The 13,945-nt window shown below is 46.3% G+C and carries 12 protein-coding genes; 7 read left to right on the top strand and 5 right to left on the bottom strand.

The window, feature by feature from the left end:
- Nucleotides 1-70: 70 nt before the first annotated feature.
- On the top strand, nucleotides 71-892 hold the full coding sequence (locus tag V144x_RS25765) for a hypothetical protein (RefSeq protein ID WP_232102645.1): 822 nt from the start codon (nucleotides 71-73) through the stop codon (nucleotides 890-892).
- Between the two features lie 18 nt (nucleotides 893-910).
- On the opposite strand, the gene V144x_RS25760 is transcribed toward V144x_RS25765, so the two are convergent.
- The 4 genes from V144x_RS25760 to V144x_RS25745 all read right to left on the bottom strand — a co-directional run bounded on the left by V144x_RS25760 (nucleotide 911) and on the right by V144x_RS25745 (nucleotide 5,751).
- On the bottom strand, nucleotides 911-1,585 hold the full coding sequence (locus V144x_RS25760) for a dual specificity protein phosphatase family protein (protein ID WP_144989665.1): 675 nt from the start codon (nucleotides 1,583-1,585) through the stop codon (nucleotides 911-913).
- 128 nt (nucleotides 1,586-1,713) lie between these two features.
- Nucleotides 1,714-2,676: a twin-arginine translocase subunit TatC gene (gene tatC / locus V144x_RS25755; RefSeq protein ID WP_144989663.1), complete on the bottom strand. Its 963-nt coding sequence runs from the start codon at nucleotides 2,674-2,676 to the stop codon at nucleotides 1,714-1,716.
- Between the two features lie 280 nt (nucleotides 2,677-2,956).
- Entirely contained in the window at nucleotides 2,957-4,684 is a 1,728-nt protein-coding gene (locus V144x_RS25750; RefSeq protein WP_144989661.1) for a zinc ribbon domain-containing protein, read from the bottom strand.
- Nucleotides 4,685-4,893: 209 nt separating this feature from the next.
- Nucleotides 4,894-5,751 (bottom strand): hypothetical protein, encoded by an 858-nt coding sequence (locus V144x_RS25745; RefSeq protein ID WP_144989659.1) that lies wholly within the window; start codon nucleotides 5,749-5,751, stop codon nucleotides 4,894-4,896.
- Nucleotides 5,752-6,313: 562 nt separating this feature from the next.
- Here V144x_RS25745 and groES point away from each other — a divergent pair.
- The 4 genes from groES to V144x_RS25725 all read left to right on the top strand — a co-directional run bounded on the left by groES (nucleotide 6,314) and on the right by V144x_RS25725 (nucleotide 10,608).
- The gene (gene groES, locus V144x_RS25740) at nucleotides 6,314-6,634 is read left to right on the top strand and encodes a co-chaperone GroES (RefSeq protein WP_144989657.1); all 321 of its coding nucleotides are present in this window, start codon (nucleotides 6,314-6,316) and stop codon (nucleotides 6,632-6,634) included.
- 103 nt (nucleotides 6,635-6,737) lie between these two features.
- Nucleotides 6,738-8,339, top strand: a complete 1,602-nt coding sequence (groL, locus tag V144x_RS25735) for a chaperonin GroEL (protein ID WP_144989655.1) — start codon at nucleotides 6,738-6,740, stop codon at nucleotides 8,337-8,339.
- Nucleotides 8,340-8,618: 279 nt separating this feature from the next.
- Nucleotides 8,619-9,875, top strand: a complete 1,257-nt coding sequence (locus tag V144x_RS25730) for an argininosuccinate synthase (RefSeq protein ID WP_144989653.1) — start codon at nucleotides 8,619-8,621, stop codon at nucleotides 9,873-9,875.
- A gap of 34 nt (nucleotides 9,876-9,909) precedes the next feature.
- The gene (locus V144x_RS25725; protein WP_144989651.1) at nucleotides 9,910-10,608 is read left to right on the top strand and encodes a metallophosphoesterase family protein; all 699 of its coding nucleotides are present in this window, start codon (nucleotides 9,910-9,912) and stop codon (nucleotides 10,606-10,608) included.
- Nucleotides 10,609-11,727: 1,119 nt separating this feature from the next.
- Here V144x_RS25725 and V144x_RS25720 read toward each other — a convergent pair.
- Entirely contained in the window at nucleotides 11,728-13,146 is a 1,419-nt protein-coding gene (locus V144x_RS25720; protein WP_144989649.1) for an aldehyde dehydrogenase family protein, read from the bottom strand.
- 188 nt (nucleotides 13,147-13,334) lie between these two features.
- Between V144x_RS25720 and V144x_RS25715 the strand changes: the two genes are divergently transcribed.
- Both V144x_RS25715 and V144x_RS25710 read left to right on the top strand, forming a co-directional pair.
- Nucleotides 13,335-13,535 (top strand): hypothetical protein, encoded by a 201-nt coding sequence (locus V144x_RS25715; RefSeq protein WP_144989647.1) that lies wholly within the window; start codon nucleotides 13,335-13,337, stop codon nucleotides 13,533-13,535.
- Between the two features lie 37 nt (nucleotides 13,536-13,572).
- Complete coding sequence (locus tag V144x_RS25710; protein WP_144989645.1) at nucleotides 13,573-13,932, top strand: hypothetical protein; 360 nt, start codon at nucleotides 13,573-13,575, stop codon at nucleotides 13,930-13,932.
- Nucleotides 13,933-13,945 lie beyond the last annotated feature (13 nt).

Here is a 13,945-nt window from a genome sequence, read left to right as displayed (position 1 = left end):
GCTCCATTCACAAACTACTTATGAATGCGACGGTGGTTCGCAAAATTTATCTCAGGAAAGTAAAGCCGTTATGTGGAGATCTTTGTTCGCCATTGGCATTTTTTGTATTGCGTATGTAATGAGTTTCAATACAAGCGCGGCACAGGAATTCCGGATTCGTACGACCGTATATCAGCATCAAAAAAATGTGGACGCTAAAATTGTTTCTCGTAGTGTTTCGATCTTTCACGCAGAAAAAGTTTACGATCATGTGGATGGTTTAGGAGAGGTGACCATCTTCGACCCCGCTCAGAATCGGCTGATTATCCTGAGTGAATCGCGGATGATTAAAGCAATTATCGATTTTGATGAAATCAAGAACTTGTTGGTCGTGGCGCGGCATCAGACACAGGAATATATTCACGATCAAATCAAGCGACAGGAATCGACGGGTAAAGCCATCGCCGAGCAGTTGAAGTTTCAACTCGATCCGACATTTGACGTCCAGTTTGATGAGAGCAAAAACCAACTCTCTTTGGACAGTCAGTTGATTAACTACCGTGTGCAGTGTGCTGCTTCCGACCAGAAATCGGCCGCTGAAACATATTTACGGTTTGCAGATTGGATGGCGCGTTTCAATTATGTGTTGCATCCTTACACATTGCCCCCCGGTTCGCGAATTATTTTAAACGAGGAGCTCAGAAAGCGGGAATTAATTCCGACTGAAGTCGAGTTACAGACGCGATTCGAAGAAAAGCTGCACTTACGCGCGGAACATAAAATCCGCTGGAAATTAGATCATAAAGACCGTGGGCTGATTCATCACTGGGAAACACTACGCAAGAACAAAGATGTCAAATCGATCACGATTCAGGAATATCTGAGAAATCAAGTTGCTGGTTTACGAAAATGACCGTAAGACAGGCGATCTTTATTTGCCGATGACGGGGATCTTTGCCGGCGGTTCGTACCACTCTATTTTCTGCTCCAATAGTTTGGAGAGCGTGGCCAGGTTTTGATTGAGGTAATCGAGAAGCGCCTGATCTTTATGTGGTTTCCAATCGTATTGTAATAATTCCTGATAGGCTTCATCGGGTGTTTTTTTCTGAACCAGCATGCGATAAGCGGCTACAACACCACCCGTTCTTTGGGCGCCAGCGGCACAATGAACGAGCACCGGTTTTCCCGCTTTTTCACAGCGCATTATTTCTGCGACTGCTTCGGCATAGTCTTCCACATCACCGGTGCCATCACCGATTAAGTGCAAAACCTGATGATCAATGTTCAGCTTTTGAGCAGTTTCTACCTCAGTTTTGAGGTAGGGCTTTTTTAAGTCGCTCCCATTCAAAGCGATGACTTTTTCGATCTTGTTTTCGATCAGCATGGGTTCGATTAAATGACTGGAGATTTGGCCGCTACGATAGATTTTACCCGGCTCAACGACACCCCAGCGTTTGGCAACCAGCCGGTCTTCCAGAAATTCTTCCCAGATTAACACACTCACACCAATGATCACACAGACGACCAAGAAACGTTTGAGGAAGTTTTTCTTTTTTGTTTGTTCGGCAGCTGGATCAATAACGGTTTCCCTGTCAGGGGTGTTCATATTCGTCCTCTATGGTTTTAAAACAGATGCAATTATCTCCACGAGTAATAGGCTCACGGAGTTGGGCATTGTAATGAAAGTGATCAAACCATGAACAGAGGAAAATAATCCCTTGTAACAAGCTGGAATCAAGTCGTTTCAAAAGGGCTGGCAGTGGCACTGGGGAAAAATTTACACATGAGAATCCCTAATTCATACAGAAAGATCAAAGGCAGCATCATCAACAGCATACTCATCGGGTCTGCAGGGGTCATCAACATGGAAATAATCGCAATGATCAAAATCGCCATGCGTCGCTTTTCATGATAGTCTTTCACAGTGAAGATGGAGATGCGTTCCAGGAACAACATGATCAGAGGCAGTTGGAAACTAAGTCCAAACATCACAGGCAGGGTGATCGCGAAGCTGATCCATTCTGAGAGTCGAATTTGAGGATTCACACCGAGTAGCTTGTTAAAGCCCAGCAGAAAGTTGAGGACGAAGGGGAACACGGCGTAAAAACAAAACAGGGCACCTCCCAGAAACAGAAAGATACTGATCGGAAGATAAATATAGACGTACTTTCGTTCGTGTGGATAAAGACCGGCTGCCACAAACAGCCAGATTTGATAAATCACCCAGGGGCTGGCAAAGACCAATCCTGCAACGAATGAAACTTTCAAATAGATCGTGGTAAACGCTTCTTGAACCGCCAGTGTCACGGGTTCTGCCATCGTTTCTTCGATATTGTTTAAGCGGTATTGATAGTCTGTTAAAATTTTCTGCAGTGTTTTTGTCTCGGGGGTTTGTTCTTTCTCACTGCTGAGGCTGGCAATCATTTCTTCGATGGTTGCTTTCTGGTCTGCCGTTTTTTGTTCCGGATCGAGAACAGGATCATCCGGATGAGGGAGCTTATCGAGGTTGTATTCCTTTAAAGCAGAGTCAATGGGAGCACGCACTACGGCGACAATTTTATGGCCAATGAATAATGCGCCCACCACACAAATCGCCAGGCCAATTAATGCTTTCCATAAATGAACGCGAAGGGTTTCGAGGTGATCCCCGAAACTCATGGTGGATTCATCAAATAGATCGTGAGACTGTGGTTTCATGGAAATATCATTCTGGAGAGACCAATACCGAACAGAATCACCACTGTTTACACTTCACGGAGTGAATTGCAAGTTGCATCAGTTGGAAGAGTGGGTACTGTTCAGAACAAATGGAAATTATCATTGGCTCCCGATGATATCACGTCATTTCAGCAGAGTGAATCAGGAGTACCCACTCCATTTGCCCGCTGGATGAGCAGGAGGGAAGAGCGGTGGAAACTTCCTCTATTGTAAACAACCAGACAGGGCTGTCAACCAGAGGCTATTGGTTCGAACAGAATTAGGGGGCAGCCTGATCTGCGGGCATATCAGCCGGGTCGACGGGGGCTTCGACCGCTGGTAATTCCTCTATGGCTTTCGCAACGGCATGAAACGCGACCCCAAATTGCATCATCGTACTGACAATGATGCACAATGTCCAAATCATCATCGTACCACCCATATCTTTGTCAGATTTTGCGTAAACCCAACCCATGATATAGGCATAAAGTGAGATGAAAAAACCTAGAATTGCCAGACCGAGTCCCTCTTCGCTGTTGATTTTGGCCAGAGTAGCGAAGAAACAGCCAATTTGTGTAAAGGCGACAATGAAAAGCAAGACGTATAAAAGCATCATAGGCAAGATTGGTATCAGGAAGAAAAACCCGGTTCCAATAACCAGACCAACACCAATTCCAGCCAATGCCAATTTCCAGCGGGCCGTGGGTGGGCCGGTCTCTTTCTGCACAGCTTTGGAGACGTACTTGGTCTCTTGAATTTTTGTGATCAATTGCAGGTCAGGTTTGCTGTGGAGTGCCATTAATCCGTTAACGCGGGCATTAAAGATCATCGCAGGTGCATAAAATAGACAAGCGAAAAACCACAGGATCGACGGTACGATGAGGACTTTGGGCTCTAGTGTACGCGGTTCTTTGCCCACAAATTCACCGGGTTCGAAGTCTTTAATTTTGTTTTCTTCAGCGTCGGTCTTTGCCTGCTCATCTGCCGCGATCAACGAATTGTAACGTACATTTGAGAAAAACTGGTCCAGATCATTCCCATACATGACACCAATTCCCACCAGACAGCCAATGGCAGGCAGGTTGGTAATCAGGAAAACGATGCACCAGAAAATGGCTGGTTTTGCCAGATTTAAAAATACCTTTCCCAGTTTGTGCATCATCCACGCAGGAGAAGAATCTGTCATTGTCATATGTGGCATCGCCAGTGGGAACATGAGGAAGGTCGGAATAAAGCCGACGGCAATCATGATGGCCCCCACGGGAATATTGTCATTGGTAATGTAATAATAACCCATGGCTCCAAATACAGCCTGCATTGGCAGGCTGAACAGAATGACCCAGAATATAAATTTAATGCCTAAAGCAGAGCATAGGAAAAAGTCAAAGGTGATCCGTTTCAGTTTTGCTTTTTTCTGTAGAGCGAAGCGGACCACTTCTGTCTGGATAAACCAGATCCAGCCCGGAATCGCCATGATGGAAACAAAGGCAATAAAGCCCCAGAAGGCACGCGGTGGAGTCCGATGGCACCACATCATCATAAAGATCGAACCAAAAAATAAGGTACTGGCGATGAAACTATAGAGAAACGTTTTGAACGCCAGCCCTTTATGGTTACCCAGAAACGTGTAAGCGTCTCCCCAGGATTTCCCGTAAAACTCTTCGACAGTCGGGCCTTTGCGTCGGCGTTTTTTACGAGTCGCTTCCGACATGCGACCTGTACTTAAATCGACTCCGCAATTGGCGCACTCGATGTCTTCATCATCTACATCGTATCCACAACGGGGACAAATCTTTGAATCTTTATCTTCGATCTTATCGATATCAAAACTGGCCAGAAAATCATCGGTGTCAGAAGATTTGCTACGCGAGGGTCGCTTCTTCTTTTTCTGTCCCGCTGTAACTTTGACAGGGGAGCCACAGCTTTTACAACGGACTCGTTTCCCTTCGGCTTCATCTTTGACAGAAAAAGTGGTGTCACATTCTTTACAGCGAACCTTGATGGGCATGAATGACCTTTGAAATGTCTTGGGATATCGCTCGTAATCTATTTGAGTCGACTCGTTCCAAGAAGGGATCTCCCCTCTCTGACCAAGACGGGGAATAATAAGTCAACTCCACTTCTGCCCTAATTATCAACAGACAGGGGGGCAATTCGCAAGTGGACAGTGAATGAAAATTGCATGGTCGGCTCTTTATCTCCACATAGTTAAAGTGATTAATTCAGGAGGGGATCCTGTGCCCGAACCAAAAGTAAGCGTTGCATTTCATGCAAACGTGCATACACTTTTTGTTCTTCAGTCGAATGATGACTCTGGGAATAATATTTCACTGAACGTGTCAGGCAGAGAATCGCGCGATGAGAGCGACCTACATTCCAAAAAAGTTCTGCGAGATGGGCCAGATCCTGAGCCATAGCAGACAGATTCATCGTCTTTTGATGAAGTTGATAAGCTTTCCAAAGATAGGAGATGGCTTTGACATGGTTTCCCTGCAAGCCCTGGATGATTCCTAAATTTCCCCAGTCTGCTGCCTGATCATCAAAGCTTCCATAAAGAATTTCTCGTGACAAGGAAATGTTCAGTAGTTGTTCGGCAAGTTGGTATTCTTTTTGAATGATGGCATCATTGGCACGTCCGGTGAGATCACAGGCGGCATCATCGGTGAGTTGCGCAATCTCTTGTTCCAGAGTCTGATGATTTGCAGAGCGCAGATCACCCCATGCGATGGAGTATTGTTGAAATTGAGCCGCTAATTCAAAATAGCCAAGCTGACGATAGGCGGCTGCCAGGTTGTGACAGACGACAGAACGCAGAGGGTTGTTTTCGTTCTGATGTGCGAAGTCTAGTACGACCGAGAGTTGTTCAATCGCCTCGGAAGCCTGTCCTGTTTTCAGCAAAAACTGTCCAAAATGCAGGCAGCGCTCCCAGTGAGCTGTTTCAAAGGTTGAATCATGAAACAAAGCACGCGCTTCCGGCATTTTCCCCTCTGAATAGAGTTTGTATGCGCGTTTCATGAGTTGTGGAAACATTGTCTGCGGTTGTGGTGGGGAAGTGGAATCACAGGGCTCGAACACTTCAAACTCCTCTCTTTGTCTTAAATAAGTGTCACTGAAGACGAATGAATTAAGAGAGAGTGAGTGTGTCGAGTATCACTAATTAAATGGGTGAGAAGCCCCTGTCCTGGACGAGAGATGCCAGAACGATCATTGAAGTTTGCTTATAACGATATTACCTATTTTAACATCTGTGTCAATTAGGATTTCTTCGGTTTTTAAAAGATCGCATTGGAAATTGAGTCAATTACTGATTTACAGGTTATGAGGAGACGTTGTATTGAGACCATGAGTTGCTGCCATATTGGCAGCAGCATGGATGCCCGAAAAGAGTGTCCGGCAGGATACGACATAAGTTCGAATCATGTGTATGTTTTTTAAGTCTTTATATTCATTTGACTTATGTCTTATTCTGGAAATGGGCACGGCGTTCGCAATTAGGGACCGTCACGCTAAGGTCTCGACTAGCAGCCTTAGTTGTTAATTGCGTTGTTGTGGAGGGGCATAACTTGCCACCACAGATCATAAAAAATCAATGTGAAGACATTTGAGTCGGAAACCAAAGAAAATTTAGGAGATCCTAATGGCGAAGAAGGCTGCCAAAAAAGCAAGTAAAGGCGCCCGGATTGTCCCTCTTGGTGACAAAGTCGTTTTGAAAAGAGAACTCGCAGAAACAACCACCGCAGGGGGAATTGTTTTGCCAGACAGTGCGCAAGACAAGCCACAACGAGGCGAAGTCGTCGCCGTGGGAGACGGTCATGTGAAATCAGACGGAACAAAGTTGCCTTTGACCGTCAAAGAAGGGGACAAAGTCATTTTTAGCCCTTATGGTGGAGACGAAATTAAGATTGGCGGAGAAGAGTATCTGTTGCTTCGCGAAAGCGACATTCTGGCAACGTTTTAAGCTCTCGCATTTTGTATTTAGCAGTAACAGCTTCGGTTGAATCGGGATTGTTACTCTTACCTTTCAAACATATTTAAAACTGCGTACATGGAGATATAGTGAAATGGCAAAGATGATTGCCTTCGATCAAGAAGCTCAGGAAGCAATGCGACGCGGCATCAGCAAGCTGGCAAAAGCGGTTCGTGTGACGCTTGGACCCAAAGGCCGGAACGTAATTCTTGAAAAGAGCTTTGGCTCACCCACCGTTACCAAAGACGGCGTTTCCGTTGCCCGTGAAATTGAACTGTCTGACAAATTTGAAGACATGGGCGCTCGCATGGTTCGCGAAGTCGCCAGTAAAACATCTGATATTGCCGGTGATGGAACCACCACCGCTACGATCATGGCTGAAGCGATTTACAATGAAGGTTTGAAGTCGGTTGTAGCCGGCGTGAGCCCCATTGCCATGAAGCGGGGTATGGACAAAGCCGTCGATGATATTGTGAATAAGCTTCAGGACATGTCTATCGAATGTAAAAACAAAAAGGCAATTTCTCAGGTAGGTAAGGTTGCCTCCAATGGCGATGAAGAAATTGGAAAAATTCTTGCAGATGCGATGGAGCAGGTCGGTAAAGATGGTGTGATTACCGTCGAAGAAGGTCAAAGCCTGCAGACTACTTTCGAGGTCGTTGAAGGGATGCAGTTTGATCGCGGCTATCTCTCACCTTACTTCGTGAGTGATCCTCAAAGCATGGCTTGCGACCTGGAAGATGCTTATGTTCTGATTCACGAAAAGAAGATCTCTAACATTAAGGATCTCGTTCCTGTACTGGAAAAAGTCGTTGGTGCAGGCAAACCATTGTTGATTATTGCAGAAGACATTGAAGGCGAAGCCCTTTCAACACTCGTGATCAATAAGCTGCGTGGCACCTTCCGTTGCTGTGCTGTGAAAGCACCCGGATATGGTGATCGTCGTAAAGCAATGTTACAAGACATTGCCATTATGGTCGGTGGTCAGGCCATCTTTGAAGATCTCGGAATTCAGTTGGAAAATCTTCAACTTTCTGATCTGGGAACTGCCAAGAAAGTTTCTGTCGATAAAGACAACACCACGATTATCGAAGGTGGCGGTAAAGGCGGGGAAATCAAAGCCCGTATCGAACAGATTCGTCGTGAATTAGAAAATTCAACCAGCGATTACGATAAAGAAAAGCTGGAAGAACGCATCGCTAAACTTTCCGGTGGTGTTGCTCAGATCAATGTGGGTGCCGCTACTGAAAGTGAAATGAAAGAAAAGAAGGCACGTGTTGAAGATGCACTGCACGCAATTCGGGCTGCTGTTGCAGAAGGAATTCTACCCGGTGGTGGAGTTGCCTTACTTCGCTGTTCAGCAGACTGCAAGCCTAAAGGTCTTTCTGAAGAGGAAAAAATTGGCTACGAAATTATTTTACGAGCCTGCCGTGCACCATTGACTTCCATCGCGAATAACGCGGGCGATGATGGCAGTGTGGTTTGTGAAAAAGTTTCTGAGCTGGAAGGAAATACGGGTTACAATGCAGCCACTTCGAAATACGAAGATCTGGTCAAAACCGGGATTATTGATCCGACACGCGTAACACGGTCTGCACTGCAAAACTCAGCCAGTGTTTCTACTCTGCTTTTGACCAGCGATGCTCTGATTGCTGAAAAGGGTAAGGATGATAATGGTGGCGATGACCTGCACTAAGATCAGGTTTCGTACTATTTTCTAATAGATTTTGAAAGCACCCGACGGTTTTCTGTTGGGTGCTTTTTATTTCCCCTCTGTTCAGGTAGGTCTAAGAAAGCGCCTTCCGGACCATTTGTATCAAATATCATTGTAGTAGAGCCGCTCTGATGAAATTGGACGTGCTCTCAAACGTGCGTATTGCGGAGAAGCACTGATAATAGTACCATTTGCATGATTCAGAGATTCCGTCAACTGAATAGATTCATTCCTTCAATTCCATAAGATTGGTAGATTTTCGTGGCAAGAGAAAAAGTAGTTTTGGCATACAGTGGTGGTCTGGATACTTCGGTGGCCGTCAAATGGATCAATGAGAAATACAATATGGACGTGATCACTTATACTTGTGATCTCGGCCAGGGTCGCGATGTGGACGGAATCAAGGAAAAAGCGATCAAAACAGGCGCTGTAGAAGCAGTCGTTGAAGATACTAAAAACATGTTTGTCGACTTCTTCGTCTGGCCATCGCTGATGGCGGGAACAATGTATGAAGGCAAGTATCCGCTGGCGACTGCACTGGGGCGACCATTGATAGCACACCGCATGGTGGAAGTCGCGAAGGAACATGGTGCCACCGCCGTTTCACATGGTTGTACCGGTAAAGGAAACGATCAGGTACGGTTTGATGTGTCGTTTCAAACTCTGGCCCCTCAGTTGAAAATCATTGCTCCCGTACGTGAATGGAAGTGGACGCGTACCGAAGAGTTACAATATGCCAAAGACCACGGCATTGAAGTCGAAGCAACCAAAGAAAGCATTTTCAGTATCGACCAGAATCTCTGGGGACGTTCTGTTGAAGCCGGGATTCTGGAAGATCCCTGGGTGGCCCCTCCTAAAGAGGCCTACAAATGGACCGTTTCACCTGAAGATGCTCCGAACCAACCCCTGGAAATCACCATTGAGTTCGATCAGGGGCGTCCCATTTCCATTGATGGCAAGGAAATGGATGGTGCCGAATTGATTCTGCATTTGAACAAAATCGGGGGAGAGAATGGAGTTGGCCGCATTGACCATGTGGAAAATCGTCTGGTAGGAATCAAGAGTCGTGAAATTTATGAAGCACCTGCAGCCATGATTCTGCATAATGCTCACAAGGAATTAGAATTTTTGACCTTGAGTCGACAAGCTCTACGATTCAAAACATTTATCAGCCAGACGTGTAGTGATATTATTTACGATGGTCTCTGGTATAGTTCGTTCCATCAGGATCTGATGGGTTTTGTAGAAAAGAACCAGCGTTTTGTTTCAGGGACCGTGCGTGTTTCCCTTTATAAAGGCAACCATACGGTAACTGGCTTGAAAAGCGATCACAGTCTTTACAGCCCTGAACTGGCAACGTACGAAGAAGGCGACGAATTCCCACATGAAACGGCGCTGGGTTTCATTCGAATACACGGATTGGCACAACAGACACAGGCACGTCAACAGCTATTGAAGGGAGAACCGAGTTCGAAACCAACTCGAATCATGCCTCCCAGTCAATCAGACAAGCCCTGATGCAGACAATTTTTCCTCGATTTAAATTGGTCGTATGATGGAGCAATCGACACAAACAGGGCGAACCATTGTCATCGGTGATATTCATGGTTGCGATGTGGCATTAGGGACGATTCTGTATCATCTGGAACTCACCCGGAATGATACCTTCATCTGCCTCGGAGATGTCGTCGACCGCGGTCCTGGCACAAAGCATGTGGTCGAGATGTTACTGGATGTAAAGGCCAGTTGCAGGTTCGTGATGATCAAAGGGAATCACGAAGAGATGATGCTCGATGGTCTGAACGGCGGCCATTGGGAATCGACCTGGTTACAGCATGGTGGAAAAGAAGCCTTAGATTCTTACGGCGGCCGTTATGACCTGGTTCCTGAAGAGCACCGAATCTTTTTAGCGAACGCCCTCGATTACTATGAAACGGAAACCGACATTTTTGTGCATGCGAAGGCGGTTCCCGGAGTTCCTCTAGAAGACCTGACGACTCAAGAGTTACGTTGGGATCGTCTCAAAGGGGATGAAGAGCCCGACCCTTCAGGACGACGTATTATTTGTGGACACACCGCTCAGAAGTCTGGCAAACCGCTGGTATTTGAAGGCTGGGTTTGTCTGGATACTTGCGCGTATCGCGGAAATTATTTAACGGCCATTGACGTGCACACCAACGAAATGTTTCAGGCCAAGCAGTCCGGTAAATATAGTTCAGGTAAAACGCTGGAACGGTATCTGGTGAAGTAACCGCTTCTCTAAGTGGATCGTGCCTGGCACTTAGCGAACGTTTCGGTTTGTGATGATTTCTACCACGAAAGACACGAAAAGCACGAAATAGAGTGACATTGCCGAGAAGGCTGGCCTGAAATTATCAAGATGACCGGAAACCTATCCTCACCCACCAAAGAACGCATCGTAGTAGGATCGGACCTACGTGTCCGACCGCGGTTGTTTATGATCCGTTGTAATTTTATCTTTTGTTGGCGAATATTCTGTGCTTTATTTTTAGGCATTGGGAATGCTGGATAGCGGCGGGCAAACACATGGGTTTGCCCCTACATGTTTCAACAATAAGAAATTATGCTTTCAGCTTCTCAAAAAATTTCGTGCTTTTCGTGTCTTTCGTGGTAGTACGGATTTTTGTTTAGACGAAAGTCCTGTGATGCTCTTTTTGCACTTCCTGATTTTCAGTTAGGCTTGCACGTCTCTATTGCTTATGATCTCAGGTAATTGTACTCGGCAGATTCTTTCGTCAGTTTCTGGTAGGTGGCCTCTCTTGCTTGGTCAAACAGGTTTTGATGTCGTTTGAGATCAAATTAACCTGCTAGACGCTATCTTTCTGAGTTTGTTCCCTGTTGATTTTTCTAGGCTGCTTTTTTTGATTTGAGAGGTCCGGTTCGCCATGTTCGTATCCCCTTTGTTTCGACGTGAGCTCGTTTTGTTGCAATGGTCTTATCATGTTGAACGGTACAACGCGGTCAAGAGACACATTTGCGCGGTTCTGTCTGAGATGTGGTACAAAAATGTGTTTTGGTTTCTTTTATGGTTTCGGAAAGTGTGCTCAAACGGAGTGATTCGATACGAGGTATTCGGAACCGGTTCCCGTTTTTCAGGTGAAAATGTGGAAAAATCAGCCCGTTTTCAAGTGAAGAAACTGAAGTGGTATGCGGTGTTCAACCTTCGGAAAAAAGCGCCTCGCGCGCGCGACGCAGAATCAGGGAGTTTCGAGAACGGCGCGTTGGTGTCAAGTGCGAAAATATCACCTGGAAATAAGGAGAAAACGATCTGCGAAGATTCCCGGAAATGTCAACCGATGTTTCTTTTTCCGATTAATTTTTCATTGGATCGTATCAGATGATGAGTGTGCTAATCTGCCAGATGCATTACGACCATTTTCTCTTCACTCATTTCGTGAATGGCATACTTGGGGCCTTCTTTGCCGGTTCCACTATGTTTCAGACCGCCATAGGGCATCGCATCGGCCCGCCATTGGCTGGACCAGTTGATATGAATATTTCCGCTGTCGACTTGACGGGCGAACTTCATGGCCCGGTCAACGTCTTGAGTAAAGATACCAGCAGCGAGCCCGTAAGTGGTATCATTGGCCATGGTGATCGCTTCGTTGACGTCATCAAAGTAAGACAACGCAACAGCAGGGCCAAAAATTTCATCTTTGACGACCAGCATTTCAGGACGGGTTTCGTCCAGAATCGTAGGAGTATAGATGGCACCTTGTCGTTCACCGCCGGATACCAGGCGAGCACCCTGGCTGATCGCTTCATTCACCCACTCTTCAACGCGGGCGGCATCCGTTTCGCGCACCATCGGTCCAACTTTGGTCGATTCGTCAAGCTGATTTCCAGTCGTCAGAGATTCGACCTTGGATTTGAGCAGATCGACAAAATCTGTTTTGATGGCAGAAGCGGTCAGAATGCGTTGTGCGGAAATACAAACCTGACCTGCGTTCGCGTAACCAGCCATCGTGATCGCAGTCGCCGCCTTTTCGAGATCGGCATCATCCATAATGACCACGGGACTGTTGCTACCCAGTTCCATTGTGACCCGTTTCATCCCCGCCATTTCACAGATTTTCGCGCCTACTTCATAGCTGCCTGTGAAACTGATTTTACGAATGCGCGGTTCCGTACAAATCGCTTGTCCGATTTCTCCTCCAGGACCGGTGATGCAGGCAATCGCTTCTGGAGGCAGGCCTGCTTCCAGCAAAATTTCCGTCAGTTTCAAAGCGGACAGTGGTGTGTCACTGGCGGGTTTCAGCAGAATGGCATTCCCTGCAGCGATAGCCGGTCCGACTTTGTGACAGACAAGATTCAAAGGAAAGTTGAAAGGTGTGATCGCCGCTACGATACCGCAAGGTACTCGGAGTGTGAAACCAAGTTTGTTTTTACCGCCGGCGTTTCCTTCCAAGGGAATCATCTCGCCTGTCATGCGGCGGGCTTCTTCGCCGGAAAGCCGAATCACTTCGGCGCTACGCATGGTTTCAACCTGGCTTTCCGCCAACACTTTTCCTTCTTCCAAACTGATCGTGCGGGCAAGATCCTCGCTGCGTTCCAACATCAACTCGGAGACTTTTTGCAAGATCAGGCTGCGGTCGTAGGGAGTCATGGCTTTCATGATTCGTGCTCCCTGTTCCAGAACCGTCACAGCGTTTGTGACATCTTCACTGCTCCCCCTGGGGATGGTATCAATGACCGATTGGTCAAATGAGTTCGTCACGTTGATAGTTTGTGTGGTATCTTGCCATTGGCCAGCGCAAAACATTTTCATGTTGATGGAAACCTTGTGGATAGAGTTTGCTGATCGAGAAGAATGTCATCAGTCATTTGCAGAATAGACATGAGCAGAGAATCTGACAAGCCAGCCAAATCCTGGATTTTCATTTTGATGCAGAATATGTGATCTAAAATCTCTGTAATTATAGAGTTAAGTAAGTATTTCACAGGTGAAAATTGCTCTTGGCACATTTGCGACGATTTGCTAAAAACCACTCTCATCTCGGGCGACAACTCCGTTATCTGAATCTCCTCTCTCAAGTCATTTGCTGTATCAAACGATGTGGTGCAGTTCAAGTGCTCTCACTTCTATTTTTACCTTCAAAATCAGGCGGGTATGATCATGGCCAACTCTCGATGTTTGGTGACATGGATGGTATGTAGCATTGCGGTTTTCGCTCTCAGCTCAGGGTGTGAGACCATGCCAGACTGGGAATCTAACGCAGCGATGTCGGGTAGACATCGTACAGAAAAAAAAGTCGATAAAGCGGAAGCCTATCGCACGCGATATTTAACAAAACGAGATTCCAAGGCTCTGGATTGGATCCTCAAAAATCGTTTGTATTCTGGCATGTCACGTGCCACTGTCGCGAAAGAATTCGGCGAAGATGGTCAGTATCAGGAATCATCCAAGTGGCTCAAAGCGACGGGTGGAACGTTTCGTACTACTGACGAAGCTTATAAGTGGGGACCTGATGAAAATGGGCGTAGCGTCTATCTGATATTCCGAGATGATGTTCTTGTGAATTTTGATCCCAAGGACTTTGAGTTAGGCAAGTGATTCTCAGTTAGAT

It is taken from the genome of Gimesia aquarii (assembly GCF_007748195.1).
In the GTDB taxonomy this organism is placed as follows: domain Bacteria; phylum Planctomycetota; class Planctomycetia; order Planctomycetales; family Planctomycetaceae; genus Gimesia; species Gimesia aquarii.
This window is presented reverse-complemented; position numbering and strand designations above follow the sequence as displayed.

Coding starts and splice junctions, on each gene's coding strand:
- V144x_RS25765 (WP_232102645.1), top strand. CDS start 71: ATGTGGAGATCTTTGTTCGCCATTGGCATTTTTTGTATTGCGTATGTA.
- V144x_RS25760 (WP_144989665.1), bottom strand. CDS start 1,585: ATGAACACCCCTGACAGGGAAACCGTTATTGATCCAGCTGCCGAACAA.
- tatC (WP_144989663.1), bottom strand. CDS start 2,676: ATGAAACCACAGTCTCACGATCTATTTGATGAATCCACCATGAGTTTC.
- V144x_RS25750 (WP_144989661.1), bottom strand. CDS start 4,684: ATGCCCATCAAGGTTCGCTGTAAAGAATGTGACACCACTTTTTCTGTC.
- groES (WP_144989657.1), top strand. CDS start 6,314: ATGGCGAAGAAGGCTGCCAAAAAAGCAAGTAAAGGCGCCCGGATTGTC.
- groL (WP_144989655.1), top strand. CDS start 6,738: ATGGCAAAGATGATTGCCTTCGATCAAGAAGCTCAGGAAGCAATGCGA.
- V144x_RS25725 (WP_144989651.1), top strand. CDS start 9,910: ATGATGGAGCAATCGACACAAACAGGGCGAACCATTGTCATCGGTGAT.
- V144x_RS25720 (WP_144989649.1), bottom strand. CDS start 13,146: ATGAAAATGTTTTGCGCTGGCCAATGGCAAGATACCACACAAACTATC.
- V144x_RS25710 (WP_144989645.1), top strand. CDS start 13,573: ATGCCAGACTGGGAATCTAACGCAGCGATGTCGGGTAGACATCGTACA.